At 66.3% G+C, this 26,461-nt stretch carries 26 protein-coding genes, 1 tRNA gene and 1 pseudogene; 15 read left to right on the top strand and 13 right to left on the bottom strand.

What is annotated here, in order from left to right; all coding sequences use genetic code 11:
- Positions 1 to 32 precede the first annotated feature (32 nt).
- A complete protein-coding gene (locus tag NP4_RS18305) occupies positions 33 to 773 on the bottom strand; it encodes an AfsR/SARP family transcriptional regulator (RefSeq protein ID WP_211335953.1) in 741 nt (246 codons plus the stop codon).
- 572 nt (positions 774 to 1,345) lie between these two features.
- On the opposite strand from NP4_RS18305, the gene NP4_RS18300 reads away from it, so the two are divergent.
- The 3 genes from NP4_RS18300 to NP4_RS18290 all read left to right on the top strand — a co-directional run bounded on the left by NP4_RS18300 (position 1,346) and on the right by NP4_RS18290 (position 3,915).
- Positions 1,346 to 2,149 (top strand): NAD(P)H-binding protein, encoded by an 804-nt coding sequence (locus NP4_RS18300; protein ID WP_067999270.1) that lies wholly within the window; start codon positions 1,346 to 1,348, stop codon positions 2,147 to 2,149.
- A gap of 153 nt (positions 2,150 to 2,302) precedes the next feature.
- A complete protein-coding gene (locus NP4_RS18295; RefSeq protein ID WP_067999269.1) occupies positions 2,303 to 3,202 on the top strand; it encodes an alpha/beta fold hydrolase in 900 nt (299 codons plus the stop codon).
- A 23-nt stretch (positions 3,203 to 3,225) separates the two neighbouring features.
- The gene (locus NP4_RS18290; protein ID WP_067999266.1) at positions 3,226 to 3,915 is read left to right on the top strand and encodes a class I SAM-dependent methyltransferase; all 690 of its coding nucleotides are present in this window, start codon (positions 3,226 to 3,228) and stop codon (positions 3,913 to 3,915) included.
- A gap of 47 nt (positions 3,916 to 3,962) precedes the next feature.
- Here the strand turns inward: NP4_RS18290 and NP4_RS18285 are convergent, their stop codons facing one another.
- Both NP4_RS18285 and NP4_RS18280 read right to left on the bottom strand, forming a co-directional pair.
- Entirely contained in the window at positions 3,963 to 4,820 is an 858-nt protein-coding gene (locus NP4_RS18285; RefSeq protein ID WP_067999264.1) for an AfsR/SARP family transcriptional regulator, read from the bottom strand.
- A 107-nt stretch (positions 4,821 to 4,927) separates the two neighbouring features.
- The gene (locus tag NP4_RS18280; protein WP_067999262.1) at positions 4,928 to 5,368 is read right to left on the bottom strand and encodes a nuclear transport factor 2 family protein; all 441 of its coding nucleotides are present in this window, start codon (positions 5,366 to 5,368) and stop codon (positions 4,928 to 4,930) included.
- Between the two features lie 230 nt (positions 5,369 to 5,598).
- On the opposite strand from NP4_RS18280, the gene NP4_RS18275 reads away from it, so the two are divergent.
- Genes NP4_RS18275 through NP4_RS18265 form a run of 3 tightly spaced genes read left to right on the top strand, consistent with a single transcriptional unit; the run spans position 5,599 to position 8,344 of the window.
- Complete coding sequence (locus NP4_RS18275; RefSeq protein ID WP_211336006.1) at positions 5,599 to 5,877, top strand: antibiotic biosynthesis monooxygenase family protein; 279 nt, start codon at positions 5,599 to 5,601, stop codon at positions 5,875 to 5,877.
- Positions 5,874 to 7,142 (top strand): beta-ketoacyl-[acyl-carrier-protein] synthase family protein, encoded by a 1,269-nt coding sequence (locus tag NP4_RS18270; protein WP_067999258.1) that lies wholly within the window; start codon positions 5,874 to 5,876, stop codon positions 7,140 to 7,142. The genes NP4_RS18275 and NP4_RS18270 overlap by 4 nt, the downstream gene beginning before the upstream one ends.
- A complete protein-coding gene (locus NP4_RS18265; protein ID WP_067999256.1) occupies positions 7,139 to 8,344 on the top strand; it encodes a ketosynthase chain-length factor in 1,206 nt (401 codons plus the stop codon). Before NP4_RS18270 ends, NP4_RS18265 begins: the two co-directional genes overlap by 4 nt.
- A 103-nt stretch (positions 8,345 to 8,447) precedes the next feature.
- Here the strand turns inward: NP4_RS18265 and NP4_RS18260 are convergent, their stop codons facing one another.
- Complete coding sequence (locus NP4_RS18260; RefSeq protein WP_067999254.1) at positions 8,448 to 9,005, bottom strand: CGNR zinc finger domain-containing protein; 558 nt, start codon at positions 9,003 to 9,005, stop codon at positions 8,448 to 8,450.
- A 98-nt stretch (positions 9,006 to 9,103) separates the two neighbouring features.
- Here NP4_RS18260 and NP4_RS18255 point away from each other — a divergent pair, with 98 nt between their 5' ends.
- Entirely contained in the window at positions 9,104 to 10,258 is a 1,155-nt protein-coding gene (locus NP4_RS18255; RefSeq protein ID WP_067999251.1) for an epoxide hydrolase family protein, read from the top strand.
- Positions 10,259 to 10,433: 175 nt separating this feature from the next.
- Complete coding sequence (locus NP4_RS18250) at positions 10,434 to 11,252, top strand: SAM-dependent methyltransferase (protein ID WP_067999249.1); 819 nt, start codon at positions 10,434 to 10,436, stop codon at positions 11,250 to 11,252.
- 14 nt (positions 11,253 to 11,266) lie between these two features.
- Here NP4_RS18250 and NP4_RS18245 read toward each other — a convergent pair whose 3' ends face one another.
- Positions 11,267 to 11,857 carry a TetR/AcrR family transcriptional regulator gene (locus NP4_RS18245; protein WP_067999248.1) on the bottom strand — a complete coding sequence of 197 codons (591 nt, stop codon included), beginning with the start codon at positions 11,855 to 11,857 and terminating at the stop codon, positions 11,267 to 11,269.
- A 190-nt stretch (positions 11,858 to 12,047) separates the two neighbouring features.
- Between NP4_RS18245 and NP4_RS18240 the strand changes: the two genes are divergently transcribed.
- Positions 12,048 to 13,358 (top strand): MFS transporter, encoded by a 1,311-nt coding sequence (locus NP4_RS18240; RefSeq protein ID WP_067999245.1) that lies wholly within the window; start codon positions 12,048 to 12,050, stop codon positions 13,356 to 13,358.
- A gap of 13 nt (positions 13,359 to 13,371) precedes the next feature.
- Here NP4_RS18240 and NP4_RS18235 read toward each other — a convergent pair whose 3' ends face one another.
- On the bottom strand, positions 13,372 to 14,064 hold the full coding sequence (locus NP4_RS18235; protein ID WP_067999243.1) for a GntR family transcriptional regulator: 693 nt from the start codon (positions 14,062 to 14,064) through the stop codon (positions 13,372 to 13,374).
- 208 nt (positions 14,065 to 14,272) lie between these two features.
- Here NP4_RS18235 and NP4_RS18230 point away from each other — a divergent pair, with 208 nt between their 5' ends.
- The 4 genes from NP4_RS18230 (at position 14,273) to NP4_RS18215 (ending at position 16,941) form a co-directional block, all read left to right on the top strand.
- Positions 14,273 to 14,575: a hypothetical protein gene (locus tag NP4_RS18230; RefSeq protein ID WP_067999241.1), complete on the top strand. Its 303-nt coding sequence runs from the start codon at positions 14,273 to 14,275 to the stop codon at positions 14,573 to 14,575.
- 61 nt (positions 14,576 to 14,636) lie between these two features.
- Positions 14,637 to 15,455 carry a fumarylacetoacetate hydrolase family protein gene (locus tag NP4_RS18225; RefSeq protein ID WP_373863842.1) on the top strand — a complete coding sequence of 273 codons (819 nt, stop codon included), beginning with the start codon at positions 14,637 to 14,639 and terminating at the stop codon, positions 15,453 to 15,455.
- 25 nt (positions 15,456 to 15,480) lie between these two features.
- Positions 15,481 to 16,404 (top strand): VOC family protein, encoded by a 924-nt coding sequence (locus NP4_RS18220; protein WP_067999237.1) that lies wholly within the window; start codon positions 15,481 to 15,483, stop codon positions 16,402 to 16,404.
- Between the two features lie 24 nt (positions 16,405 to 16,428).
- The gene (locus NP4_RS18215; protein WP_067999235.1) at positions 16,429 to 16,941 is read left to right on the top strand and encodes an SRPBCC family protein; all 513 of its coding nucleotides are present in this window, start codon (positions 16,429 to 16,431) and stop codon (positions 16,939 to 16,941) included.
- Between the two features lie 768 nt (positions 16,942 to 17,709).
- Here NP4_RS18215 and rpoD read toward each other — a convergent pair.
- Both rpoD and NP4_RS18205 read right to left on the bottom strand, forming a co-directional pair.
- Positions 17,710 to 18,720, bottom strand: a pseudogene (gene rpoD, locus NP4_RS18210) (RNA polymerase sigma factor RpoD); the annotation flags it as partial.
- 195 nt (positions 18,721 to 18,915) lie between these two features.
- Entirely contained in the window at positions 18,916 to 19,515 is a 600-nt protein-coding gene (locus NP4_RS18205) for a TetR/AcrR family transcriptional regulator (RefSeq protein WP_067999233.1), read from the bottom strand.
- Positions 19,516 to 19,650: 135 nt separating this feature from the next.
- On the opposite strand from NP4_RS18205, the gene NP4_RS18200 reads away from it, so the two are divergent.
- Positions 19,651 to 20,853: an FAD-dependent oxidoreductase gene (locus NP4_RS18200; protein ID WP_067999232.1), complete on the top strand. Its 1,203-nt coding sequence runs from the start codon at positions 19,651 to 19,653 to the stop codon at positions 20,851 to 20,853.
- Positions 20,854 to 20,980: 127 nt separating this feature from the next.
- On the opposite strand, the gene NP4_RS18195 is transcribed toward NP4_RS18200, so the two are convergent.
- The 5 genes from NP4_RS18195 to NP4_RS18175 all read right to left on the bottom strand — a co-directional run bounded on the left by NP4_RS18195 (position 20,981) and on the right by NP4_RS18175 (position 24,838).
- Entirely contained in the window at positions 20,981 to 21,979 is a 999-nt protein-coding gene (locus NP4_RS18195; protein ID WP_067999230.1) for an MCE family protein, read from the bottom strand.
- 432 nt (positions 21,980 to 22,411) lie between these two features.
- Positions 22,412 to 22,879, bottom strand: a complete 468-nt coding sequence (locus tag NP4_RS18190) for a MerR family transcriptional regulator (protein WP_067999228.1) — start codon at positions 22,877 to 22,879, stop codon at positions 22,412 to 22,414.
- Positions 22,876 to 23,220 carry a hypothetical protein gene (locus NP4_RS18185; protein WP_067999225.1) on the bottom strand — a complete coding sequence of 115 codons (345 nt, stop codon included), beginning with the start codon at positions 23,218 to 23,220 and terminating at the stop codon, positions 22,876 to 22,878. Before NP4_RS18185 ends, NP4_RS18190 begins: the two co-directional genes overlap by 4 nt.
- A gap of 138 nt (positions 23,221 to 23,358) precedes the next feature.
- Entirely contained in the window at positions 23,359 to 23,820 is a 462-nt protein-coding gene (locus tag NP4_RS41660; RefSeq protein ID WP_169813761.1) for a polyprenyl synthetase family protein, read from the bottom strand.
- Positions 23,821 to 24,765: 945 nt separating this feature from the next.
- Positions 24,766 to 24,838, bottom strand: a tRNA-Lys gene (locus NP4_RS18175).
- 288 nt (positions 24,839 to 25,126) lie between these two features.
- Between NP4_RS18175 and NP4_RS18170 the strand changes: the two genes are divergently transcribed.
- Positions 25,127 to 26,329, top strand: coding sequence for a L,D-transpeptidase (locus NP4_RS18170; RefSeq protein WP_067999221.1), 1,203 nt, complete (start codon positions 25,127 to 25,129; stop codon positions 26,327 to 26,329).
- Positions 26,330 to 26,461: the final 132 nt, after the last annotated feature.

The raw sequence follows: 26,461 nt of genomic DNA, 5'->3' as shown, positions 1-26,461 counted from the left end.
TCCACTCGGGCAACGGGGCGCGGGCCGTCGGTTCAGCGCAGCCGGGCCGCCGCGCCGGCCAGCATGGCGGGGCGGGTGGTGCGGGTGAGGATATGCGCGTCGTCGTCGACGCCGAGGATCGCCGCGTGCAGTTCCTGCAGGCCGCGTTCCGGATCGAGTCCGAGTTCGTCGACCAGGGCGACGCGCAGGCGGTGGAACACCTCCAGGGCCTGCGCGCGCCGCCCGCTGAGGTGCAGCGCGCGCATGTACTGCGCGTGCAGCCGCTCGTTGAGGGGATATTCGGCGCACAGTGCCGCGAGCCGGGACAGGACCTCCCGATACCGGCCCAGGCGAAGTTCGCCGTCGAGCATGTATTCGATTGTGACGAGCCGTGATTCGGACAGTTGCAGCGCCTTGGACGCCAGCACCCGCCCGGCGGTGACATCCACCAGCGCGGGGCCTCGCCAGGTGCGCAGCGCGGCGTCCAGATCGGCGATGCCCTCCTCGTCGTTTCCGGCGGCCAGCGCGGACAGGCCGGATTCGACCAGGGCCTCGTAGCGATGCATGTCGAGGGCATTCGGCTCGACGTGCAGCAGATAGCCGCCGGGGCGGGTGATCAGGATGTTCTTGGCGACCTCCGTCGCGGACAGACCGGTCACGCCCGCGAAGTACTTGCGCAGGTTGAGCACGTAGGTCTGCAGTGTTGTGAGCCCGCTCGCCGGTGGTAGTTCATCCCACAGGTCGGTGATCAGCGAGGAAACCGGCACCACCTGATCGGAGTGAACCAGCAGCATCGCCAATACGGTGCGTAGTTTCGGAGCGCTGGGGACATTCGACTTTCCCTCATGCTCCACCGAGAGAGGACCGAGCACGCCAAATTCCATACTTCCCCCTAAACAGCCGCGCCTTTTTTACGGCGCCTTGCTTCGAGAATGAGGACGTGTGGTCCTCATATGGATCTTCAAGTCTCCCCGGACCAAATTCTGATCGGTCGGTACGACCAGACCATATACGGATTTGTCCGTATTCGTCAACGGATCGCGTTTGATATCCATCGGGCCTGTCCCCCTTGATATTTGGGGGTTGTTTCCGACCGGCAGGATCGAGTACGGAAGCCCTGTACGGCGTGGTGGAGGCGGCGCTCCAGCGAAATTCGACCGGCTGCGGCGAGACTAACGGGCAGGAATGGTGCGCGCATGGTATTGCGGGCCGGGGAATTCGGAGGAGACGGTATTGTGATTGGTTGTGGCCCAATGTTTTCGAGTGCGGCGTCGGCTGCGGCCGAACCCCGCCGCGAGGTGAAGTTGAGCCCAGTACGCTCAACTCTATGTGCGCGACCGCCACGTGGCGAGATAGCTTGGGCGGCATGAAGATTCTAGTAACAGGTGCCACCGGAAATATCGGCCGCATGGTCGTGAATCACCTCGTGAGTCTGGGGGCCGAAGATATTCGCGCACTGTCGAATCACCCGGAACGCACGGCGTTCCCGCCCGAGGTCGAGGTGGTCAAGGGCTACCTGAAGCGGCCGGCCTCCCTGCCGGCGGCCTTCGAGGGCGTCGACCGGATGTATCTCGCGCCGACGCGCGAAACCGCCGCCGAGGTAGTCGAATTGGCGCGGCAGGCGGGGGTCGGCCACATTGTCGATCTGTCCGGCGACGAAACCTCGACCTGGACGGCGGTCTCGCAGGCGGTCGAGAATTCGGGCGTCGGCTTCACTCATCTGCACGCGTTCGAATTCATGGAGAACGCCGTCGACTGGGCGGATCAGATTCGCGAAACGGGTGCGGTGCGCGAACCCTATCCGGATTCCGCGGACGCCCCCATCGCCATGGACGATATCGCCCGGGTCGCGGCGCATGTGCTGCTCGGTGAGGGGCATCTCGGTGTGACCTACCGGCTCACCGGGCCCGAAACCATCACCAGGGCAAAGCGTCTGCAGCATATCGCCGAGGCGATCGGTCGCGATCTGTCGTTCGTGACAATCTCGCCCGAGGAGCTCACCACGCAGCTCGAGCCGGTGATGGGTGACTACTTCGCGAATTGGTTCGTCCAGGGCCTCGCCAATCGCGTCGAGAACCCCCAGCCCGCGGAGAGCACCGTGGCCGACCTCACCGGCCAGGCCACCACCTTCGCCGCCTGGGCCCTCGCCAACGCCGAGCTGTTCCGCTGAAATGGGCGCGCCCGCACCGAGTTCGGCGGTGCGAGCGCGCTCTCACCGAAGTTCGAGTGTCCTTCGAACCGTGCCTCTAGCCCGGTGGGGCACGGTGGATCCGGGCCTGCCCTCGGTCGAGCCGGGTCCCACCAGAAAGGAAGCGTGAATTCCATGGCAGAACGCGTCGTCTCCACAGCCGATCTCCGCCTGTGGACCGAAGATTTCGGCGATCCGGGCGACCCGCCGGTCCTGCTGCTCGGCGCACACAGCTCGCGGGGCTGGCCCGACGAGTTCGTGGAGCGCCTCGCGGCGAAGGGCCTGCACGTCATTCGCTACGACCACCGCGACACCGGGCGCACGGTCTCCCTCGCGGCCGAGCAGAAGCCGTACACCTTCTACGAACTCGCCGCCGACGCGATGGCGGTACTGGACGGCTGGGGCATCGACCGGGTGCATCTGGTCTGCTTCGCGCTGGGCGCCGCGACCGGACAGCTGGTCGCCATCGACTATCCGGATCGGCTGCGTAGCCTGACCATGACCGGCGCGGCCGCGCTGAGCGTGGACTTCTTCACCAGCTGCGACTGCGCCTACAGTGGCGAGCCGACCCCGAGCGGACTGCCCGCACCGCGCCGCGAGGTGCTCGATCTGATCATGCAGCCCCCGCTGCTCGACGATATCGAGGCCGAACTGGATCGACGAGTCGCGTTGGCGCGGGCGATGTCCGGATCCGAGCTGCCGTTCGACGCGGCCGAGTTCCGGCGCTGGGAGGAACGCGAGATCGCGCACTCCGGCGTGGCGAGCCGGCGCGAGCCGAATATCGATGAGACCGCCGATCTCACCGGTCGCGGCGGCGAATTGGCGAATGTCGATACGCCGACGCTGGTGATCCAGGGCCCGCAGGATCCGGTTCATCAGCCGCCGCACGGCGCGTTCCTCGCCGAACAGATTCCGGGCGCGCGACTGCTGGTCATCCCCGGCCTCGGCCACACCTTCCCGACCGCAGTCCAGCCCGCCCTGGTCGACGCGATCGCCGAGCACATCCGGCGCGCCGAAGCCGTCGCCACCGTCTGATCCACCTCCGAGAAGGACGACGTATGACGTACTCACCCACAGATGAACAGCGATGGGATTCCGCCTATCGCGACCAGGCTTCCGAGGTCGGGGAGGATGATGCGCCGCCGTGGAGCATCGGTGAACCGCAGCCCGAGATCACCGCGCTCATCGAGGCGGGCAAGTTCCGCGGCGAGGTGCTCGACGCGGGCTGCGGCGAGGCGGCGGTCTCGCTGTATCTGGCCGAACGAGGCTTCACGGTCGTGGGCCTGGACCAGTCGCCGACCGCGATCGAGCTCGCACGCGCCGAGGCCGCCAAGCGCGGACTAGACACCGCCAGCTTCGAGGTCGCCGACATCAGCGCCTTCACCGGTTACGACGGCCGCTTCGACACCATCGTCGACAGCACCCTGTTCCACTCGATGCCGGTCGAATTGCGTCAGGGCTACCAGGAATCGATCGTGCGCGCCGCGGCACCCGGCGCCTCCTACTTCGTGCTGGTGCTCGACAAGGCGACCGTGCCGGTCGGCCACATCCAGCCGGTCACCGAGGCCGAGTTGCGCGCGGTGGTGGGCGCGTACTGGGAGATCGACGAGATCCGTCCGGCCCGCGTACACGCCAATTTCCCCGACAGCTTCCCGAACTACCGTGAGGTCGTCGGCGACGATCTGCGTGATGAGGGCGGTATCCGCAAATCGATTCCGGCCTGGCTGCTGTCGGCGCATCTGGCCTGACGGGGGAGCGACGGCGACGACCCGCGTCCGGAATCGGGCGCGGGTCGTCAATATCTACGGCCGTGGCCCCAGACCAGGGTGCGCGCGTCGGCATCGTTCGGGCGCACCTGGGTGAGGGCCTCGTCGAAATCGAGCTCGGGATCCAGAATCGCCCGATAGGCCTGCTGCACGAACCGCCCCGGTTCCAATCCGAGTTCCGCGACCAGATTGCCGCGCAGTCGATGGAACACCTCGAGGGCCTGTGTTCGTCGCCCACTCAGGTGCAGGGCCTGCATGTATTTGACGTGGATTCCCTCGCCCAGCGGATTCTGCGCGGTCAATTCCGCCAGCTCGCCGAGGATTTCACCGTAGTGGCCCAATCTCAGCTGCGCGTCCAGGCGGTATTCGCGGATGACGTCGTGCGACGCTTCCAGTTGCCGCCGTTTGGATTCCAGCGCCGGACCCGCCGGAACGTCCACCAGCGCGGGCCCGCGCCACAGCCGCAGGGCCTGGGAGAGCAGTCGGACGCCGCGCTGGTCGTCCTCGGCCATCAACGCCTCACGACCTGCGGCGACCAGTGTGTGGTAGCACTTCAGATCCAGCGTCGCGTACTCGGTGCGCAGCAGATACCCGCCCGCCCCGGTGGTCAGAATCTCCGCGGCGACCTCGGGGACGGGTACGCCCGTCGCGGTGGACAGCAGTTTCCTGACGCCGAGAATGTAGGTCTGCAGCGTATTCAGTCCGCTGGTGGGCGGCACGCCGTCCCACAGCTCGCGCATCAGCAACGCGACCGGGACGACCTGATCGCCGTAGACCGTCAACATGGCCAGCACGCTGCGCAGTTTGGGCGCGCTCGGCGCCAGGTTCACCGCCTCGGCCGACGCGTCCGCGACAACCGACAGCGGTCCGAGAACACCCAACTTCATCAGGCTCCCCCATCACGAATCCGATCCAAGGTCCGATTTGTCCCTGTTTTCACCGTGATACCACGTCCCCGTGGCGAACTAGAGGATCGCTGGACCCCGCGGCGTGCTCACGGACGATCGTCGCGAGTGACGCGCCGATGTTTGATCAGCAACTCGCCCGCCTCGCGCACCAGCACGTCGTGGCTCACGCACATCAGATGCAGTCGTGGCTCGCCCCCGCGCGGAGTGGCGATGATCTGGGTATAGGCGCGCACCGCGATGGTGCCGTCGTCCTGCGGGCGGATATCGAGATTGAGCATCGTATGCCGGTGCTGTTCCTGCGCTTCGGCCAATTTGGCGCGGGCGGCGCGAACCCCCGCGAGCAACTGCTCGCGACCGCGGATCGGCTCGGGCGCCGACGGCGGGGCGAAGACCCCGTCCTCGGTGAATCCGGCCACCCAGTCCTCGGCCGCGCCGGAATCCAACTGGTACATGTGCCGGGCATAGAACTGCGCGACCGCGGCATAGAGTTCGGCAAACGAGGTTTCCTGCTCGATCTGCAGCGTCATTCGGTGTCCTCTTCTCCTGATGCGACCCCCCGATCCGAGGATGGCAGCGCCGCCTAGAGACCCGCTCGAACCGGCCACGGGGACCGCGCGCTCCCAGCGGTCCTTTAGCCGGATCCGAGAACGCGACGTCACGGTGGTGATGAAGCCGGAGAATCCGGTGGTCCACAGAGGAGATCGATCGAATGCGGTCTGAGGAAGCCGACCCGGCGGATAGCAAGACGGTCACGTTCGTGAACACGTTCACCTTGCACGCGCCACCCGAGGAGTTCGAGCGGGCGTTCGCCGAAACCAGCGAATTCATGGTGCGCCAACCGGGTTTTCTGGAGCACACCCTGGTGCGGCCATTGGGTCGAGCCGACGTCTACATCAATATCGCGCACTGGACCGATCCCGAATCGTTCCGAAATGCCACGCGGCACGAGCAGTTCCGCTCGCACGCCGCGGCCCTGCGAGCGCTCAGCACCAGCTCGAACCATCTGTGCGAGACCCGACTGCGAGGTCTGCTATGAACCGCCGCGTGGTGATCACCGGTGTGGGCGTCATCGCGCCCGATGCCAACGGCAAGAAGTCCTTCTGGGATCTGCTGTCGACGGGCCGCACCGCGACCAGGACGATCTCGTTCTTCGATCCGTCGCCGTTCCGCTCGCAGATCGCCGCGGAATGCGATTTCGATCCGCTGCGCTCGGGATTGTCGCCCAAGCAGGCGCGGCGCATGGACCGCGCGGCGCAGTTCGCGGTGGTCTGCGCGCGGGAGTGCGTCGAGGACAGCGGATTGGATGCGGCGCAACTGGATCCGCATCGTTTCGGTGTGGTGATCGGTAGCGCCGTCGGCTGCACGATGAGTCTGGAGACCGAATATTCGGTGGTCAGCGATGGCGGTAAGGAGTGGCTGGTCGATCACGAGTATGCGGTGCCGCATCTGTTCGACTACATGGTGCCGAGTTCGATCGCCACAGAGGTCGCCTGGCAGGTCGGCGCGGAAGGGCCGGTCTCGCTGGTCTCCACCGGGTGCACCTCCGGACTCGACGCGGTCGGCCGGGCGGCGGAGTTGATTCGCGACGGTTCGGCCGAGGTCATGATCGCGGGCGCGACGGATGCGCCCATCTCCCCGATCACGGTGGCCTGCTTCGACGCGATCAAGGCGACCACACCGCGTAACGACGATCCCGCCACGGCCTCCCGGCCGTTCGATCGCAGCCGCAGCGGTTTCGTCCTCGGCGAGGGCTCGGCGGTGTTCGTGCTGGAAACCCTCGACAACGCGCGTGCGCGGGGTGCGCACATCTACGCCGAGATCGCCGGATTCGCCTCGCGCTCCAATGCTTTCCACATGACCGGCCTGCGCCCCGACGGTGTCGAGATGGCCCACGCCATCACCGCGGCGCTGGCGCAGGCGGGCGCGGCGGCGACCGATATCGACTACATCAACGCCCACGGTTCCGGCACCAAGCAGAACGATCGCCACGAGACCGCGGCGTTCAAGCGCAGTCTCGGTGCTCACGCGTATCGGACGCCGGTCAGCTCCATCAAGTCGATGATCGGACATTCGCTGGGTGCGATCGGCTCGGTCGAGATCGCGGCGTGCGTGCTGGCGATGGAGAACAATGTCGTGCCGCCGACCGCCAATCTGCACGAAGCGGATCCGGAATGCGATCTGGACTATGTACCGCTGGTGGCGCGCGAACACCGGATCGACAAGGTGTTGACGGTGGGCAGCGGATTCGGCGGATTCCAAAGCGCCATGGTGCTTTCCACTCCGGCGGGGGTGCGGGCGTGACCGCGACCGTCGTCACCGGAATGGGGGTCGTCGCGCCGACGGGCATCGGCGCGCGGGAGCACTGGTCCTCGACCATGCGGGGGCACAGCGCGATCGGCCGGATCACCCGATTCGACCCGAGCCGATATCCGAGCACCCTCGCCGGTGAGGTGCCCGGATTCGTGGCCAAGGACCATCTGCCGCCGCGCCTCATCCCGCAGACCGACCATATGACCCGATTGGCTCTGGTCGCGGCGGATCTCGCCCTCGCCGACGCCGGGACCGACGCCGACTCGCTGCCCGAATACGGCCTCGGCGTGATCACCGCCAGTTCCGCGGGCGGCTTCGAATTCGGTCATCGCGAGTTGCACAAGCTCTGGAGTTCGGGACCGGAACATGTCAGCGCCTATCAATCCTTCGCCTGGTTCTACGCGGTGAACAGCGGCCAGATCTCCATCCGGCACAATGCGCGCGGCCCGAGCGGCGTACTGGTGACCGATCAGGCGGGCGGGCTCGACGCGATCGGCCAGGCGCGGCGTTCGGTTCGCGACGGTATAGCCGGTGTGATCACGGGCGCGGTCGACGGATCGCCGTGTCCGTGGGGCTGGGTCGCCCAGATGACCAATGGCCGAATCAGCCGCGACACCGATGCGAGTCGCGCGTATCTGCCCTTCGACCGCGAGGCCAACGGCCATGTCCCCGGTGAGGGCGGCGCGCTGCTGGTTCTGGAATCGGCCGAGTCGGCCACCGCCCGCGGCGTCGACTGGTACGGCGAAATCGCGGGATACGCGGCCACTTTCGATCCGCCCGCCGATTCCGGACGGGAGCCGAATCTACGCAAGGCCGCCGAATTGGCCCTCGCCGACGCCGGATTGGGCCCCGCGGATATCGATGTGGTGTTCGCCGACGCCGACGGCTCCCCGGATCTCGACGCGGTCGAGGCCGCGGCCCTACGCGCCCTGTTCGGCCCGCGCGGAGTTCCGGTGACCGCCCCGAAGACCATGACCGGCCGCCTGGCCGCCGGGTCCTCGGCCCTGGACGTGGCGACCGCGCTGCTCGCGATCAAGCAGGGCGTCATACCCCCGACGGTCCATGTCACCGAACCGGTTCCCGATTACGAACTCGACCTGGTCCTCGAACCGCGCCCACTGACCATCTCGAACGCGCTGATCCTGGCCAGGGGGCACGGCGGTTTCAATGCCGCGATGGTGGTCTCGGCGTAGGGAGTGCCTATTCGCCGCTGTCCCACTATCACGATTCGCGAGTGGAGGCGATGCTCGACCGGTCCGGCGGCCACCGAATACCGTTGCCGCGGCGAGGAACTGGTCATCTGCCCCGGTTGGCATGGAAGCGCGCCTTCTTCTGGCGATTTCCGCATGTGTTCATATCGCACCATCTGCGGGTGCGGCTCTGGCTGGTATCGAAGAAGGCGGCTCGGCAGGTCGGCGAGGCGCACAGGGCCAGTCTTCCGTCTCGTTCGCCGGAGATGAGGTCGATCGCGTCGGCGGCGATCACGCCCAGGGCGTCCTCCACGCGGGTGGGTGAGCTGAGCCGCCATTGTCGAGCGCCCTCGGTTGTCAGGACGGCCGCGGCTCGACCCTGGGTGCTTCGGGCGTTGATCACTTGGACGGCGGCCGCGGGCAGGGCGTCCTGGAGTGCGGCGGCCGTCGCCGCGGCGTGAATGGATTCCCTCAGCTCCCAAGCGAGTTCGAGCTGGACGGTGGTGCAGGACGTCACGGCCAGGCCGCTCACGGTCAGCCAGTCGACGAGTCGGTGCGGCGTGGGAATGCGCTCGACCGGATCGCCGTGCCGTTCCGACAGCGTCCCGGTGAAGCTGGTCGCCAGCACGTTGCCGAGCCGGAATTCGGGGAACCGGGCATTCATTGGAACCACCTTAGACGGTTGCGGGCTGTCATCGACACGTGTTAGAACCGTCTTAGCTGGTTCTCGATGAACCGGCTTCGCGATGAGCAGGAGGTCTCATGTCCGACGTGCAAGCATTCGAAGCCCACGCGACCGATGCCGATCTCGACGATCTGCGCGCGCGATTGGCCGCGGCGCGGCTGCCGGAGGCCGAGACGGTCCCCGGTCGATGGGAACAGGGCGTTCCACTCGCCGACCTCGTCGACGTCGTGAATTACTGGCGCACCGAATACAACTGGCGGTCCTTCGAGGAGCGCCTCGATCGAATCGGCCAGTTCCGCACGACCATCGACGATCTCGGCATCCATTTCCTGCATCGCCGATCGGCCCGCGCGGATGCCACTCCGCTGATCCTGACGCACGGTTGGCCGGGCAGTATCGCCGAGTTCGTCGATGTCATAGACGAATTGGCGGATCCGAAGGACGCGGACGCACCGGCGTTCCACGTCGTTGCCCCCTCGCTACCCGGTTTCGGCTACAGCGGCAAACCCGCCACCACCGGCTGGGGAACCGAAAAGATCGCGGCCGCGTGGGTGGAATTGATGGACCGCCTGGGCTACCGCGCATTCGTCGCCCAGGGCGGCGACTGGGGAGGCGTGATCACCACGGTCCTGGGCGGCAGATTCCCCGAACAGGTTCTCGGCATCCACACCACCACCCCACAGGCCCCGCCCGGCCTGACAACAGACGGCCTGACCGCGACCGAACGCACCTGGACGGAACAAACCCACAACTTCTGGCGCCACCGAGCGGCCTACGCGAAACAGCAAGCGACCCGCCCCCAAACCATCGGCTACTCACTCGTCGACTCCCCAGTCGGCCTCCTCGCCTGGATCCTCGACAAATTCGCCGAATGGTCGGACACCGAAAACACCCCCTTCGAACGCATTTCCAGAGACCGCATCCTCGACGACGTCACCCTGTATTGGCTCACCAGATCCGGCGCATCGGCCGCCCGCATCTACTACGAGAGCCACAACTCCCTCGATCCTGATCTCCGAGTCGATGTTCCAGCGGCGATCACGGTGTACCCCCGCGACATCGAGAAATGCCCGCGGCCCTGGGCGCAGGAGCGTTTCCGGCAGATCGTGCGCTGGCGGGCCCCGGAGGCTGGGGGACACTTCCCGTCCCTCGAGGTCCCGGATTACTTCGTGAAGGATCTGCGAGAGGGCCTCGCGGCCGTGCTGGCAGGTGGCGGACTGGACGCGCGCTGAGCTTCACAGCCGGGGCGCGGTGCGTCATCGGATGGGTTACGCCGGGGGCGGGGCTCGATCGCATCGTGTTGATCTGGCAGTCTTGTAGGGCGAGAGGCAGGGTTGAAATCCGGTGCGTGACAGTACCGTCCGGTCGGCCGTTTGCAGGGCTGAGCTGTACCGATACCTTGCTTCGATGGGCGAGCCTATCGAGGAGGATGTGGTGTCGGAACCCAGCCGGGTGTTGACGGGTGTCGATGCGTCCAAGCCGAATGCCGCTCGGGTCTATGACTATGTACTGGGCGGTGGGGACAACTACGCGGTGGATCGGGCGTTCGCCGAGGAGATGTTGACGATCGCGCCGGACAACCGGGCCTTGGCCCGGTACAGCCGCCAGTTCCTGCTGCAAGCCGTTGCGCTGGCTGCCGATGCGGGTGTGCGCCAGTTCATCGATCTCGGTGCGGGGATCCCGAACTCGCCCAATGTGCACGAGGTGGCCCAGAAGATCGATCCGTCGGCGCGGGTGGTGTCCATCGACTACGACCCGGTCGTGTACGCGTACGCCAACGCGTATCTGTCCGGTGCGCCCGGTGTGACCTCGATGCTGGCAGACGTCCGCGATCCCGACGACATCATCGACCGGCTGCGGGAACAGGCGCTGATCGATTTCGATCAGCCGGTCGCGATCCTGCTCGTCGGCGTCCTGCACTTCGTCATGGACGACGAACATCCCGCCGAGATCATCGCACGACTCCGCAGTGTGATGGTGTCGGGAAGTTATCTGGTCTTCACGCACGTATCCGACGAAAGCGACCACGCTTTCATCTCGCAGTCGAAGGTGCACACCGCCGGTAGCTCGGCCCAGGGCGCCTTCCGTTCCAGAGCCGAGATGGCAAGCTATTTCGACGGATTCGAATTCCTCGCCCCCGGTCTGGTGCCTGTTCAGCATTGGCTCGACAGCGAAGCGCCCGCCACCAAGGTGGTGATCCTGGGTGGTGTCTGCCGCATGCCTTGATGCGGAGACTGTGGTCAACGCAGCACTCGGGCCACGAGCCGGTCGGTGAACTCCTTCGAGACGGGCTCACCGGTCACCAACGCGCGGTAGTAGATCGGGCCGACCAACTGATCGACCAGGAAGTCGATGTCGGTCTCGGGCGGCAGCTCGCCGCGGGCGAGAGCGCGCTGCAGGGGCAGGCGCTCGCGATCACGCTGGTGGCCGAGATGGTCCGTGCGTAGCTTGGTCGCGACCTCCGGATCGTGCTGCGCCTGTCCGATGAGGGCCCGGAAGACGGCTCCGGCGTCCGACGTCGTCAGGAATTCGGCGAGGTTGTGCAGGTGGATTCGCAGGTCTTCGCCGAGGTCGCCGCTATCGGGCGGGGTGAGGTGCTGTGCGGCGTCGTCGGTGAAGGCGTCCAGCAGGATCTCGGTCTTGGACGGCCACCAGCGGTAGATGGTCTGCTTGGCGACGCCGGCCCTGGCGGCGATACCTTCGATCGTCAGCCCGGCGAATCCGCGTTCGACCAGTAGGTCGTCGATCGCGTGGAGTACCGCGCGCCGGGCTTTCTCGCTGCGCTGGTACCGATTTCCGCGGTGGGCGGTGCGGCCGGTGTCGCCTGTCATTGGCGTTCTCCTCCGGGCGGGAGCGTGGCGTACTCGGCTGGCCGCAACGCAACGTTGCGTCTACTGTAGCGGAATGGCCGACGGTTTCGACTCGATCGACCACCCCGTGGCGGACGGCATGCAGACGGCTGTCGCGCGGATTCCGCTGCCCGACCGGTGGATTCCGGTCCCCTGAAGAGAAAACACAACCATGTGCAACGCCTGCGGGGTCGCCACCCACGTCCTCGAATCCGATTCCGAAACCTCCGGTCCCGCCCCGGTCCGCAAGTTCGCGGCCCTGCGCAACCGCGACTGCCGGCCGTACCTGTTCGGCGCCGCGCTGGCGATGATGGCCGACAATATCGAGCACGTCATCACCTATTGGGTGCTCTGGCAGAAGTTCCACTCGCCGGCGCTGGCCGGGTTCGAGGTGATCAGCCACTGGGTGCCGTTCCTGCTGTTCTCCGTCTACTTCGGATCGCTCGCCGATCGCTACGACTGCCGTCGGCTCATCCAGGCGGCGCAGGTCCTGTTCATGGCCGTCTCCGCGGCCTGGGGCGTGCTGTTCCTCACCGGATCACTTCAGGTATGGCAGGCGTGCGTGCTGCTCGTGCTGCACGGCTGCGCCGGATCACTGTGGGGCCCGGGGGAGCAGTTGATGCTGCACGACTTCGTCGGGCGCGACGAGTTGCCCAGCGCGGTCCGGCTCAATGCCACCTTCCGCAGCCTCGGCATCCTGTTCGGCCCGGTGGTCGGCTCGGCGCTGCTGCTCGGACTCGGCCCGACCGCGGGCATATTCGCCAATATCGTGTTCTACCTGCCGCTTACGCTGTTCCTGTTCCGGACCAAGTTCACCGGTCACACGCGCGACGGCCATGTGCCGCGGCCGCGGGTCGGCGTGCTCGATTCGGTGCGGGTGTTCCGCGAGGTCCGGTCGAATCGCACGATGGTCAGCATGATCGTGCTCGCCGGGCTCGGCTCGTTCTTCGTCGGTGCATCGATGCAGTCGTCCATGCCGATCTTCGCGCACGACCTCGGCGCGGGCGATGCCGGACTGACCTACGGTGTGCTGCTGTTCGCCAACGGGGTCGGCGGAGTCGTCGGCGGTGTCCTGCTCGAGGCCACCGGACGGATCAAACCGACGGTCACGGCCGCCGTCGTCAGCACCGCGATCTACGGACTGACGAGCCTGTGTTTCGCCGCCACCGCCAACTATCCGTTCGCGGTCGTGATGCTGGTGGTCAGCGGCGTGGCGAACCTGGCGTCGATGTCGATCGGACAGACCCTCGTGCAACTGCTCGCCCCGGCCGCCGACCGGGGTCGGGTGATCGGGCTCTACGGCGTTTCCTCCAGCGGCCTGCGCGCCGGTAGCGGCTTCACCGTCGGATTGATCGGGGCGGCCATCGGCGTGCACTGGTCGCTCGGTTTGAGCGCCCTCGCGCTGTGCCTGGGCACCGCGGCCACCGCGCTCTATGTCTGGCGGGACCGCGCGGCGACCCTGACGACCGGGCAGATGCCCTGAGCGCGACCGTCTTTCATTCATCCGTCCCGGCTGTGTCGGTGGGTGTGCCGTTGATCAGTAGTCGGGTGGTGCGCGCGATGTGGTCGCGCAGTAGTTGCTGAGCGTGGTCGGCGTCGCGGGCGAGGACGGCATCGAGCAGCGCTCGGTGTTCGGCGGCGACGTCGCGGTCGGGTTCGTCACCCAGGGACACCGACCACTGCCGATACAGCTCGGCCTCCTGGCGCAGCGATCGTGCCGTGTCGAGCAGCCGCTGGTTGGGGCAGCCTGCCAGTAGCGCGTGGTGAAAAGCGGCGTGGGCCTGGGACCATTCGTCGGTCAGGCGGCCCGGGTCCGCCGGGTCCCGGTACGTCGCGCGTTCCAGAAGGTGGTGTGCCGCAACGGCATCGGCCTCCCAGCGCATATCGCCCTCCAGTACGGACAGGCGCAGGACCAGGGATTCGATCTCCGCCCGCGCCTGCGTCAGCTCGGCCAGATCCTGATGGGACAGCGGCCGGACCTGGTAGCCCTGATGCGGTTTCGCCACCACCAGTCCCTCGGCGACCAACCGGGTCAGCACCTCGCGCGTGGCGCCGACGCTCACCTGGTAGCGATCGGCGAGGTCCGGGAACTTGAGTCGTTCGCCGGGAACCAGCCGACCGCCGAGAATGTCGGCGCGCAACGCCTGGTGGATGCCGTCGGTGCGGGTGGTCCCGCCGGTCTTCGCCATACCCACAGTCTAGCAGTTTACGAATACCCATTGAACTTTCGAAAGTTTGCGTCTACTTTCGAAACTGTAGGCAACTCGGCCCTGGAGAGCCGGAAGCCCCTGCCGAGCACTGTGATTCGAGGAGTCGTCATGCACTCGCGCACCCTTCACCGTCCGTCCGTGCTTCGCGGTGGGACCGTCCTCACCACGCAACGACGAGTCGCCGGCGATGACGCCGCTGCTGAACCCGCACGCACACGTGGTCCTGCAGGCGCGGCGCGCCGATGTCGACACGGTCCTGGTCGACGGCCGGATCGTCAAGCGCGACCACCGCCTGGTCGGCGTCGACCTGGCCGAGGCCCGGCGTGCGGTGCAGGCGACGGTCGACCACCTGCGCGCCGAAATCGGCGAGCAGGCCTGGCGCGAGGGTATGAATCCGGAAATCCCCGAGACCAAGGTTCTCGACAACCCCTACACCTATACCGACTACCGATCCGCGGCCACCCACGGCGACCTCGCGTCGCAGCGGTGACCATCCCCATCAATCAGGAGTCAGCACAATGCGTTTCGCTACCATCTCGAACCGTTTGTCATTGATCACCGCGTCCGACACCGTCGTCGACCTGGCCCGCGCCAGCGGCGGATGGTTCGGCCCGAATATCCAGGACGCCTACGAACGCTGGGACGAACTGCTCGAGTTCTGCACGACCGTCACCGCGGAGGGCATACCGCTATCGGAGGTTCCGGCAACGGAATTCGGTAATCCGGCACCGCATCCGCGGCAGCTGTTCGCCATCGGACTCAACTACGCCGAGCACGCCGCGGAGTCGGGATTGGCGGCGCCCGAGGAGCCCGCGGTGTTCACCAAGTTCGCCACCTCGCTGGCCGATCCGTACGGGACGATCACGCTGGTGCCGGGCAAGGTGGACTGGGAGGTCGAACTGGTGGTGGTGCTCGGCCGCCGGGCGCACCACGTCGCCGCCGCGGATGCGTGGCGTCACGTCGCGGGAGTGTCTGTGGGGCAGGACGTTTCGGAGCGAATCCGGCAGCGGGTGGGCCCGGCGCCCCAGTTCAGCATGGGCAAGTCCTACCCGGGTTTCGGGCCGATCGGGCCGGTGCTGGTCACCCCCGACGAGTTCGACAACCCCGACGATCTGGCACTGGGCTGCCTGATCAACGGTGAGCAGATGCAGCAGGGCCGGACCTCCGACATGGTCTTCCCGGTGCCCGAGCTGATCGCGCGGCTCTCGGCGATCACGCCACTGCTGCCCGGCGATGTGATCTTCACCGGTACCCCCGCCGGGGTCGGGTTCGGCCGGACCCCGCAACGGTACCTCGCCCCCGGCGATGAACTGGTGAGTTATGTGCGCGGCATCGGCGAGATGCGTCACCTGGTCGTGGCCGGGAAGTAAGCGCCCCGAATTCCCTGGAGAGACAATGGCATTGCACCGACTGGCCTCGGTCACGATCGGAGTTCCCGACCCGGCCGCGACACGCGACTACTACACCGAATTCGGCCTCACACCCCGACCCGACGGCTGGCTGTCCACCCGCGACGGAGGTGACCAGCTCCGACTCCTCCGAGCCCCATCGCGTCGGCTGGCCGAAATCGTCATCGGCGCAGACGATCCCGGCGACCTCGATGCGGTCGCCGCCCGCCTGCGCGCGTTCGGCCTGCCCGTGGAACGCACCACCGACTCGGTCGCCACCACGGAACCGATCGCCAATTTCCGTGCTGTGGTGCGCATTTCGGATCGCATCACGCAGCCCGCCGCGCCGGTGACCCCGTACAACGGGCCGGGACGCATCGAACGCCGCGGCACGCGCGCCCCCGGTGTGCTGCGCGACGATCCGATACGGCCACGCAAACTCGGCCACGCGGTTCTGGGCTCGGTCGACTACGCGGCCACCCGCCGCTTCTTCACCGACGGACTGGGTTTCAAGGTTTCCGACGAGATCAAGGACGAAGGCGCGTTCCTGCGCTGTTCCACCGATCACCACAACGTGCTGATACTCAACGCGCCGGTCAACTTCCTGCACCACACCTCGTGGCAGCTCGACGACATCGACGATGTCGGCCGCGGCGCCACCGCCATGCTCGAGGGTCATCCGGAACGACACATCTGGGGACTCGGACGTCACCACGCGGGCTCGAACTTCTTCTGGTATCTCAAAGATCCCGCGGGCAACTTCTCCGAGTACTACTCCGACATGGACTCGATCATCGACGACCAACTCTGGACCCCGGAAGTCTTCGAAGGCGCCCAGGGCCTGTTCAGCTGGGGCCCGCCACCTCCGCCGTCGTTCCTGCACCCCGAAGACCTCGCCGCACTGATGACCGGCGCGCATCACGCCGGATAGCACCCGAACACCAAGGGAGAGAATATGTCTGACCTGTATGTACCCCAGATCCCGGACAATCTGAACATCCGGTTCGTCGAGAACCGCATCCTCGTCGAACGTCCGGCCCAGGTCGTCTACGACTGGGTGACCACTTGGTCGAACCTGCCGAAATGGCTGCCTTTCGCGTCGGGCACCGAGGTGCGGCGCGGCACCGAGGGCGTCCCGGCCGAACTCGGGGATGTGCTGCTCGAGTACATCTTTCCGGAACTGAACGAGAAGCCGAAGGAATACACCGTGGTAGCCCGCGTGCCCGGCAAACTGTGGACCGTGGTCGGGCGCGACATACTCGACGACGGCACCCCGGCGCCCGCGATGCACGCGATCGCCACCTTCACCACCTTCGACCTCGGCAACGAAACGACCCTGTTCTGCAGGCTTTTCCAGCGGCTGATCCCCGACACCGAGCCCCCTGGCCCGCACCCGGTCGAAGACTCCGCACGCGTCCAGCCCGGCCTGGAACTACTGAAGGCGCACATCGAAGGCACGGTCGGATAACACTCTCCACCGAATCCTCGAGCCCGAGTAGATCAGCCCCCTCCGGTGACGGTTTCGGGCCCGGCCCCATCGGTTTCGCCGGGTCGCATGCGAGGGGGCGTGGTCGGCTGGGGCACGCATGACACTGCCGTGGTCGCGCCACATGTCGCGCGTCCGGCCGATGCTGCGGCGCAGGGCGAGCGCTGGTTCTCCGGAGGCGTCGGCGGCTTCGATTTCCGTTCGCAGCGTGGCCACAGATTTCCCCGAAGGGGCCAACTGCCGGACTGACCCGCCGCACTCCGGCGATAATTGTTGCCCGAAATGGTGTATTCCGCAGCACAATTGACCGACCCGACAAGGGTTTGGTCGGTCGATCGGCTCGAGCCCGACCGCCTCTGAGGCGCTGCGCGGGTGCGCTGAGCGGGCGTATCCGGCCCCTACCTGGGACGGCTCGGCGTGATCGAACCCACGGTGCCATCGTCGAAAACACGCTCGGGACCGGGACGAGCTGTGGTGGCGTAGGGTCGAGGCAACGAGGTCGTCGAGACCTTCCGAACAAAGGACCAACCAGTTGTCCGACAAATCTCCGCGTAGCAAGATGTCCAAGGGTCAGGGCAAATCCCTGAAGGAGAAACGAGCGGAGAAGAAGGCTGGATCGGCTGATCCGCAATCCGGAATCGTAGGCTTCGAGAACAAGGTCAAGAAGCGCGGATAACCTGCCTTGACCCGCGCCGAGGATGGCCTGAACGAAACTCTGAGGGCAAGTCGGTACATCCTCGCCGCGGTCGACTACTCGAGGTAGTCCTGCAGTAATTGTGAGCGGGACGGGTGACGTAGTTTCGACATCGTTTTCGACTCGATCTGCCGGATCCGCTCCCGGGTGACGCCGTAGACCTTCCCGATGTCGTCGAGGGTTCGAGGCTGCCCATCACCCAGGCCGTAGCGCAGGCGCATGACACCGGCTTCGCGCTCGCTGAGCGTCTCGAGCACCGCCTGTAGTTGCTCCTGCAGCAGGGTGAAGGCCACCGCCTCGATCGCGACGACGGCCTCTGAGTCCTCGATGAAGTCGCCGATCTGGCTGGCGCCCTCGTCACCGATCGGCTGATCCAACGAGATCGGCTCCCGCGCGATCTGCCGAATCTCCATAACTCTCGCCGGGGTGATACCCAATTCCCCGGCCACCTCGACCGCGGTGGCCTCACGGCCCAGCTGCTGAAACAGATCGCGCTGCACGCGTCCGAGTCTGTTGACGATCTCCACCATGTGCACGGGGATGCGTATCGTGCGGGCCTGGTCGGCCATCGCGCGAGAAATTGCCTGACGGATCCACCACGTGGCATAGGTCGAGAACTTGAATCCCCTGGTGTAGTCGAACTTTTCGACCGCCCGCAGCAGGCCCAGATTGCCCTCCTGGATCAGGTCGAGAAAGGCCATACCCCGCCCGCTGTACCGCTTGGCGATCGACACCACCAAGCGCAGATTCGCCTCGAGCAGATGATCCTTCGCTCGGGCGCCCTCCAGCACGATCGAGGTCAGATCTCGGCATTGTGCCGCGTCGAGACCCGATGACACCTCGGGCTCGACCCGCAGCTTCTCCGCCGCATACAGTCCGACCTCGATCCGGATCGCCAGATCGACCTCTTCGGCCGCGGAGAGCAGGGGGACTCGCCCGATCTGCTTCAGATACGCCCGTATCGAGTCCCCACCGGCGGTGACCTCCGCTTCCTTTCGAGCCCGACGCAGGGTCGGGGACTCGTCCTCGTCCCACACCCCGTCGTCCGCGGTGTCTTGGTCGTCCGTGTCGCTTGCGGTCGGCACCACATTCGCCTCCGAGAGATTCGGGTGGCATCACGATTCGACAAACAGGACCGCAGAGAGGCCTCGAGCGGTTCGGCAATCACCGGAACCTTCAACCAGCCTACTGGTCGATCGAGATGCCCTCATGCGCGGTGGCGTGGGATTTGTTCGGAGAAGGTACTTCACGATGTTCGGTGGTCAGGTCTCGCCGAGGGGCGTGGTCGTTGTGGCGGTCCATCCGGTGTCGAGGAGGGTGAAGATCCGGTCGAGTGCGGATTCGGCGTCGTCTCGTCCGTAGACGAGGGTGACGGCCTCGAGGGTGAAGTGGGCCAAGGCCTGGCAGGCGGGGTCGTTCTCGGGTAGTCCGCTGTCGGTGGCGATCGCTGTGGCCAAAGTGTTTTCGTGGCGTAGCCACATGCGGCGGGCGTATTCGCGCAATGCGGGCGTGGTGTCGATCAGGCGGCGGAACTCGGCGAAGCGCGGGTCTTCGCGAACCTGGCGGGAGGGTTCGTCGCGCAGGAGCTCGCGGAGTGCCTGGGGGATGGACTGGCCGGTGGGGCGTTCGCGGACGGCGGCGACCAGCGCTGCCTCGCGCCCGGCGTCCTGATCGAAGACCAGCGCCTCCTTGCCGCCGGGGAAGTGTTTGAACAGCGTGGCCACCGAGACGTCGGCGGCCTCGGCGATCTCCCGGACGCCGACCGCGTCGTAGCCGCGCTCCAGGAACAGCCGCAGCGCCGCCTCGGCCAGGGCTTGGCGGTTGGCGGCCTTCTTGCGCTCTCGACGTCCGATCTCGGTCACGCTCTGAATCTATCACAATGGTAGATTCGATCCAAAGATTGAACCGTTTTACTTTTCGAATCGTTTCATCTAATCTGAGCCGAGGCGGCACTCTCGCCGACCACATCGCCACAGTGCGTGAAAGGGATTCACCTCATGAGCACACCTCGTATCGCCATCGTCGGCGGCGGTCCCGCCGGCTTGATATGCGCTCGTATCCTGCAGGGGCACGGCATCGAACCGGTCGTCTACGACGCGGACGCCGCCGTGGACTCGCGCGATCCGGGAGGGACGCTCGACCTGCACGCCGACGCCGGCCAGATCGCCTTGGAGGACGCCGGGCTGATGGACGCGTTCCGGGCATCGGCCCGTGTCGAGGGTCAGGCCAAAAGCCGCCGAGACCAGCACGGCACCGTCCTGGCCGAATTCATCCCCGCCGAAGGCGACGAGGCGGCTCCCGAGATCGACCGCGGCCAACTGCGGGCCATGCTCTACGAGCGCCTACGGCCCGGCACGGTCCGCTGGGGGCACAAACTCGTCAACACCATCCCGCTCGGCGGCGGGGCGCACCGGCTGGAGTTCGCCGACAACGCCAGCGCGGACGTCGACCTGCTCATCGGCGCCGACGGCGCGTGGTCGCGGGTCCGGCAACTGCTCACCGACGCGACACCGCAGTACCTGGGCGTCTGTTTTCTCGATGCGCGCTTCGACGACGTGGACACCCGCAATCCCGAGATCGCCGCGATCGTCGGTGACGGCCACATGTTCTCCGTCGACGGCGACGGCCGCGCGGTGATCGTTCAACGCAACAGCAACGGCGTGGTCCGCGGCTACGTGGCTTTCCGCGCCCCGCTCGACTGGGACGTCACCGCGGGGGTCGACCTCACCGACCGCGGAGCCGTCCGCGCCTACCTGCTGCGGGAGTTCAGCGGATGGTCCCCGCTCATGCGCCCGCTGATCACCGACAACGACAGCGATTACATACCGCGCAGCTTCTGGGCCCTGCCTGCCCCGCTGACATGGGACCACGTCCCCGGTGTCACCCTGATCGGCGATGCCGCCCACCTGATGGCGCCCTTCGGCGGCCACGGCACCAACCTCGCACTACTCGACGGCGCGGAACTCGCGCACGCCATTTACGAGGAGGACAGTCTCGACAAGGCGATCATCCGCTACGAGACAGCGATGTTCCCGCGATCCGGCGAGCTCGCCGTGAGCTCGAACACCGCCCTCACCCGGTTCTTCGCCACCACATCCCCCGACGCACCGCACCTCCCCCCGGACCACGCGCAGGAACACAAGAACTACCAGGCCAGGGCCGCGGAATACCGACGCAGGCAAGCCGCTGCCGAACACTGAACCGGCCGGACGGTCCGCGGGTTCGAGAACAGTGCGGTGGATGCGCTGTGCCTTCGAACGAAATGCCCTCCGGGACTTGGTGCTGCCGCAGCCTGGGGTGGAAGGCCTTCCTGTGCGCGGGACTGCGTCATCCTTGGCAGCCCTCGATGACGCGGGCGAAGCACAGCCAATTGTCCGGCAACAGGAACCACGGTGTGCCGACCTCGTCGTAGGGGCCGTTGCCGAAGCCGTTGTTGAGGTAGCGCAGCGACACCGGCATGATCGACAGCAGTCGATCCAAATTGTCCCTGTTCTTCTGCAGACCCTCGGCAATGGTGTTGAGCTGCACGATGGTCGGGCCGAACTGGTCGTTGTTCTCCGAGCCGATCTGCTGCAGCTGCTTGGTCAGCGCCGCGACATTGTCGAGCAGCTGACGCAGCAGCGCCTGACGTTCCATCACCCGGTTCGCGATCGCCTCGCCCTGGGTGATCACCAGCAACACGCTGTTGCGGTTGTCGCCCAGGATCTTGGTGACCCGATCCAGATCCTTCAGCAGCGAATCGACCTGCTGCTGACGATCGTTGATCGTCTTGGCGAGCGCGCCGACGCTGTCGAGGGCTTGGGCGGTCAGCTGCGGCGAACCGTCGATCTGATCGCCGAGCACCTTCAACGATTCGGTCAGCTTCTTGGTGTCGAGCGCCTCGAACTTCGGGGTACCGATCTGCACCACATCGGCCAGGTTGTACGGAACCACGGTGTTGTTCTTGGGGATTCGCTTACCCTTCGACCCCTTGCCGTCGCCCGGATCCAAATCCACGTACCGCGCGCCGAGCAGCGTCGCCATCTTGATCGAGGCCTTGGCGTCGGGGCCGAGTTTCACATCGTTGTCGATCTGCAGGGTGAGCAGGACGTGATCGCCCTCGAGCTCGGCGCCGGACACAGTGCCGACCGGAACGCCCGCGACGTCGACCTTGTCCCCGACCCGGACCCCGGCCGTCTGCACGAATTCGGCCTTGATGTCCTGGGTTCCGACGCCGAGCTTCTTGTAGGTGCTCGACACGACCAGCAGCAGCACGATCACCAGCACGCCGATGATGCCGAGCCAGAAGAAGCGGTTCGCGTTGAAGCGGTTCCTGAGTGTCGTCATGGCCGGTGCGCACCGACGCGCGGATCCGAGAGGTTCTTTCGCCGCCCAGCCGTCATATCCCCCACCCGATTTCGTCCGTGTATGGACGAGTCCACTGTAACTACCGCGCCTCACGCAGAGGAGTCGAATCATCGACCTCGAGGCAACGCAATCGCCTCTCTGTCAACATGATTGGGCACTGTGACGCTTCACTGGCCGATCGACTGTACCCATTGCGAGAGTGACCTCGCCCGAAGCCCTCCTCGGCCAGCGCGGGGAAGATCCGATTCTCCGCCGACCGATATGCGATGAACATCAGCGTTGCGATGTTCGGGCCGGTGTCAGTCGCACTCACTCCGTGTATGTAGCGTCGTGACCGTGCGCCAAGGCGTAATCGGCGGCCACGACCAGCGTCCGTACCTCGATGCCCACCGGCGGCGGTTGCTCGTTTTCTCAACAGCCACAACGTCCCCCCGCGCAATCCTGCTGTGCTGCGGAGCCTGTGTCGAGGTTGCCGTCGAACGGGACGGGGCAGCCGGGTGATTCGCTGCACACCAGCAGGTCCTCGCAGCCGGCGGCCGATGCGGCGCGCAGGGTGTCGCGCATCTCGGTGAGTTCGGCGAGTTTGGCATCGACTTCGGCGAGTTTGGTACCCACCCGTGCTCGCAACCCCGCGTCCGCGCGGCGGCGTGAGCCGACTCGGGTACCTTCCAGTAGTTCGGCGACTTCGTCGAGGGTGAACCCGAGTCGCTGGGCCGCTTTGATCACCCGCAGCACGGTCACCGCGGCGTCGGGGTAGAGCCGGTGCCCACCCAGGGTGCGTTCGGGTTCCGCGAGCAGGCCGCGCCGCTCGTAATAGCGCAACGTCTGGGTATTGACCCCGGCCGCGGCCGCGAGCTCGCTGGTGCGCAGCGCACTCACGGCCGGGCCTCGATCGCAGCGTGGACGCGATCGGTGAAGGCGTCGAGCACTTCCGTACGGACCGGCGGAACCCCGACGCTCATCACCAATCCCTCTGCCGTGCTGGAAAATTCGAAGACGAAGAACGAGCAGCAGCTCGACTCGCGCCCCGCCAGCTCCCGCGCGAGAGCTTCGGTGGCCGGATCCATCAGCACCTCCAACCGCACCGGGCCGGGCCGATGGACGGCACGCGCGGAACTCCTGAACAACTGGTCGAACTCGGCGACCCGGATCGGCTGGGCGATGGTCGGCAGAGTGCACGAATCCGGCGCCCAGTCCGTTGAACCCACGTTGATCGTCATGAACTCACGGTAAACCTGTACCCGGGTACCGAATGCAAGCCCGAAACGTAGCGGGCCGACCGCCGCGGCCAGCCGGAACCCCTTCTGCTCGAAACGGGTGAGCGGAGAATGCGCACCCGTGCAGCGGCATCTGCTCGCTCACAAGCCACCCCATTGAAACCGACATCCGGTCGCCGTGGCGGACCGGTGTGAGCTCCAACCATCGCGTGGAGCGACGGGCAGAAGCGCACACGCGGCCCCGAGCAACGCGCCGGTCTTGCCGGACGCCATCAGCAGGTAGTCGGCGACCTCCACCCCACCGCCATGCTCGCAGGCGCAGTCGAAATGTTGACCCGCGCACAGATCGAGAGCCGTCGAGGCCATCAGCGCAGCCGCTCGGACCACAACACGGTCCGGACCGCCGATGAGGACGCGAGTCGACAAAGCATGCAACGCATCACCCAGAAGCACGGCGTCACCGACACCCCACACGCGCCACACCGTCGCCCGGCCGCGACGCAGGTGGTCGCCATCCATCACATCGTCGTGAATCAGCGTGAAATTGTGCAGCAGCTCCACCGATGCCGCCGCCTGCGCCGCCACAGCGGCATCGGCCCCCACGCTCGCGCCGACGCGAAAGTCACTGCGGCGCGCAACCCTTTCCCTTGTGTCGAGCCCGTGGGACGACCCTCGACATCCCACCACCCGAAGTGATATCCGGCCATTCGTCGAAGCGGGGCCGCGAGCCCATCTACTGCCGCGCGCAACAGCGGCTCGACCTGCCGGCGTGCGGCGTCGAGGAGCGGACCCGCATCCAGTTCCGGTGCGTCGTTTCCGAGCGCGCTGCCCGCCCACCTGAAAGCGCATACACGACGGCACCGCGGTCATATCGATTTCCTATCGCGATTTATCGTAGACCAAATGAATTGACTGACGATCAAGTCAATCGTGGTCGTCGCGGGGGAATTGTCAACAAGACTGAGACCAACGCGACCGAGGCTGGACGCGATGGAGGCTACGGACGTAGGCGAAGTCCGGAGCCCCTCGGCACGTGCCCGGTGCGCTCGAACCGCGCTGACCGGCCGATGATCGAACCGACCGGTCACTCGGCGACCGCCGTCACGCAGACGCAAGGCCAAGCCTCAGGCCATCGGTCGAGACCGCTTGGGCGGCTTGCGCGCTCAGCTTCGGGAGTGGCTGGCGGGGAACGAAATTCCCGGAACATCGGCCTATACGCATGGCCCGAGACGGAACCGGCTCGTACTCGATGTCGCCGATCTGGTCCTCGGCTCAGGCGTGCGACCCGGAGAAGCACTGCCGCGTCCTGGGATCAATTCGATCTCGCGGCAGAACCGGCGACGTTCACCGTATCGGCGAGGGTCGTCAGACTCGCCGGGAAGGGGTTGTTCCGGCAGGAAGGGGCGAATCAGATGGGGGTACGGCGGGACTACCGCTGACGAACGGTGTGGCGCTGGATTTTTGGTGTTGTTTTGGAAATAGCACCGACCAGCGATGAAACTGAGGGAGCCCCTGACCGGTTTCACCTGGTCAGGGGCTCGCTGGGGGTGCGCCATCAGGGACTCGAACCCCGAACCCGCTGATTAAGAGTCAGCTGCTCTGCCAATTGAGCTAATGGCGCTGGTGCTTCCGGAGGGGAGGCTTGCTCCGTTCCGGTGCGGGGAAAACCATAACAGGAGCGGGTGAGGAAAGTGAAATCGGCTGTTCAGGGTGGGTTTTGGGTGGGGTGTTAACGGAAGGGGCGGGTGGGGGGATGAAGGAGAGCCGGGGTGAGTGTGTCGAACGTCTCGGTGGCCTGGGGCGGCTGGCAGAATAGTCGGACTGGGTCTCGAGCGATTCCGTTCGCGGGGTCGTCCAGCGCAGCCGGTGCGGGCTCGGGTGCGTACGAGGCAGGGAATTGGGGTTGGACATGGGCATATGGCGTGGACGACATCGTTCGAGGGTGCTGGGCGCCGGGGCCGTGCTGGCGGTGGTGGCGCTGGCCGCGACCGGATGCACCAAATCGAGAGCCACAGACGAGCAGCCGGGGCCGCAGGGTAGGCCGATCGCCGAACTCATCCAACCGAAGTTGACCACGCCGGTCGCCGACGGCGCGGTGGGCGTCTCGCCGGGGGATCCGCTGCAGGTTCGCGTGGACGACGGGCAGCTGTCGAAGGTGAGCCTGCTCAATCCGGACGGTAATCCGGTCGCGGGTCGGCTCGCGCCGGACGGCCGATCCTGGCAGCTGAGCGAACCGCTCGGATTCGGTCGCACCTATCAATTGCGGGCCGAGGCGGTCGGCCTGGGCGGTATGGCCGCCAGCACGGTCAACTTCACGACGCTGACCCCGCGCAACAAGACCCATCCGTGGCTGCTGCCCGGCGACGACGAGATCGTGGGCATCGGCCAGCCGGTGGCCGTCCAGTTCGACGAGAACATCCCGGACCGCCACGCCGTGCAGAACGCGATCAAGATCACGACCACACCCCCGGTGGAGGGCGCGTTCTACTGGGTCAACAATCGCGAGGTCCGTTGGCGCCCCGAGCATTTCTGGGCCCCGGGCACGCGCATCACCGTCGACGTCGGCGCGTTCGGCCGCGATTTCGGCGACGGTCTGGTAGGCGACAGCGATGTCCACGCCGCCTTCACCGTGGGTGACGCGGTGGTCTTCACCGCCGACGACGACACCAAGGAGGTCACCGTCGAGCGCAACGGCGAGGTGATCCGCACCATGCCGACCTCGATGGGCAAGAACTCGAGCCCCACCGACAACGGCGTCTACATCCTGAGCGACCGCTTCGACCACATGATCATGGACTCCTCGACCTACGGCGTCGCGGCCACCGGCCCGAACGGCTACCGCACCCCGGTCGACTGGGCGACCCGAATGTCCTACAGCGGCATCTTCATGCATTCGGCCCCATGGTCGGTGGGCCAGCAGGGTTACAGCAACACCAGCCACGGCTGCCTGAATCTCAGCCCGGCCGACGCCAAATGGGTCTACGACACCGCCAAGCGCGGCGATATCGCGATCGTGAAGAACACCGTCGGCCCCACGCTGCCGGGTCTGGACGGATTGGGCGACTGGAACATTCCGTGGCCGGAGTGGAGGGCAGGCAACGCCGACCGCTGACAATAGCGTTACGGCGCAACGTTTCACGGGCACCCCATCCATTGGCGGCGGCATAGTGAAGCTCGATCGTTTCGAATTGGAAGTGCGGGATTCCGAACCGCCGAGTCGACCACCCGCGCCCGGTGAATCGAA

It is taken from the genome of Nocardia pseudobrasiliensis NBRC 108224 (genome assembly GCF_001613105.1).
GTDB lineage: Bacteria > Actinomycetota > Actinomycetes > Mycobacteriales > Mycobacteriaceae > Nocardia > Nocardia pseudobrasiliensis.
Note: the sequence above shows the minus strand (reverse complement) of the source record. Positions and strands in the feature narration are given on the sequence as shown.

Coding starts and splice junctions, on each gene's coding strand:
- NP4_RS18305 (WP_211335953.1), bottom strand. CDS start 773: ATGCTGCTGGTTCACTCCGATCAGGTGGTGCCGGTTTCCTCGCTGATC.
- NP4_RS18300 (WP_067999270.1), top strand. CDS start 1,346: ATGAAGATTCTAGTAACAGGTGCCACCGGAAATATCGGCCGCATGGTC.
- NP4_RS18295 (WP_067999269.1), top strand. CDS start 2,303: ATGGCAGAACGCGTCGTCTCCACAGCCGATCTCCGCCTGTGGACCGAA.
- NP4_RS18290 (WP_067999266.1), top strand. CDS start 3,226: ATGACGTACTCACCCACAGATGAACAGCGATGGGATTCCGCCTATCGC.
- NP4_RS18285 (WP_067999264.1), bottom strand. CDS start 4,820: ATGAAGTTGGGTGTTCTCGGACCGCTGTCGGTTGTCGCGGACGCGTCG.
- NP4_RS18280 (WP_067999262.1), bottom strand. CDS start 5,368: ATGACGCTGCAGATCGAGCAGGAAACCTCGTTTGCCGAACTCTATGCC.
- NP4_RS18270 (WP_067999258.1), top strand. CDS start 5,874: ATGAACCGCCGCGTGGTGATCACCGGTGTGGGCGTCATCGCGCCCGAT.
- NP4_RS18260 (WP_067999254.1), bottom strand. CDS start 9,005: ATGAATGCCCGGTTCCCCGAATTCCGGCTCGGCAACGTGCTGGCGACC.
- NP4_RS18255 (WP_067999251.1), top strand. CDS start 9,104: ATGTCCGACGTGCAAGCATTCGAAGCCCACGCGACCGATGCCGATCTC.
- NP4_RS18250 (WP_067999249.1), top strand. CDS start 10,434: ATGGGCGAGCCTATCGAGGAGGATGTGGTGTCGGAACCCAGCCGGGTG.
- NP4_RS18245 (WP_067999248.1), bottom strand. CDS start 11,857: ATGACAGGCGACACCGGCCGCACCGCCCACCGCGGAAATCGGTACCAG.
- NP4_RS18240 (WP_067999245.1), top strand. CDS start 12,048: ATGTGCAACGCCTGCGGGGTCGCCACCCACGTCCTCGAATCCGATTCC.
- NP4_RS18235 (WP_067999243.1), bottom strand. CDS start 14,064: ATGGCGAAGACCGGCGGGACCACCCGCACCGACGGCATCCACCAGGCG.
- NP4_RS18230 (WP_067999241.1), top strand. CDS start 14,273: ATGACGCCGCTGCTGAACCCGCACGCACACGTGGTCCTGCAGGCGCGG.
- NP4_RS18220 (WP_067999237.1), top strand. CDS start 15,481: ATGGCATTGCACCGACTGGCCTCGGTCACGATCGGAGTTCCCGACCCG.
- NP4_RS18215 (WP_067999235.1), top strand. CDS start 16,429: ATGTCTGACCTGTATGTACCCCAGATCCCGGACAATCTGAACATCCGG.
- NP4_RS18200 (WP_067999232.1), top strand. CDS start 19,651: ATGAGCACACCTCGTATCGCCATCGTCGGCGGCGGTCCCGCCGGCTTG.
- NP4_RS18195 (WP_067999230.1), bottom strand. CDS start 21,979: ATGACGACACTCAGGAACCGCTTCAACGCGAACCGCTTCTTCTGGCTC.
- NP4_RS18185 (WP_067999225.1), bottom strand. CDS start 23,220: ATGACGATCAACGTGGGTTCAACGGACTGGGCGCCGGATTCGTGCACT.
- NP4_RS18170 (WP_067999221.1), top strand. CDS start 25,127: ATGGGCATATGGCGTGGACGACATCGTTCGAGGGTGCTGGGCGCCGGG.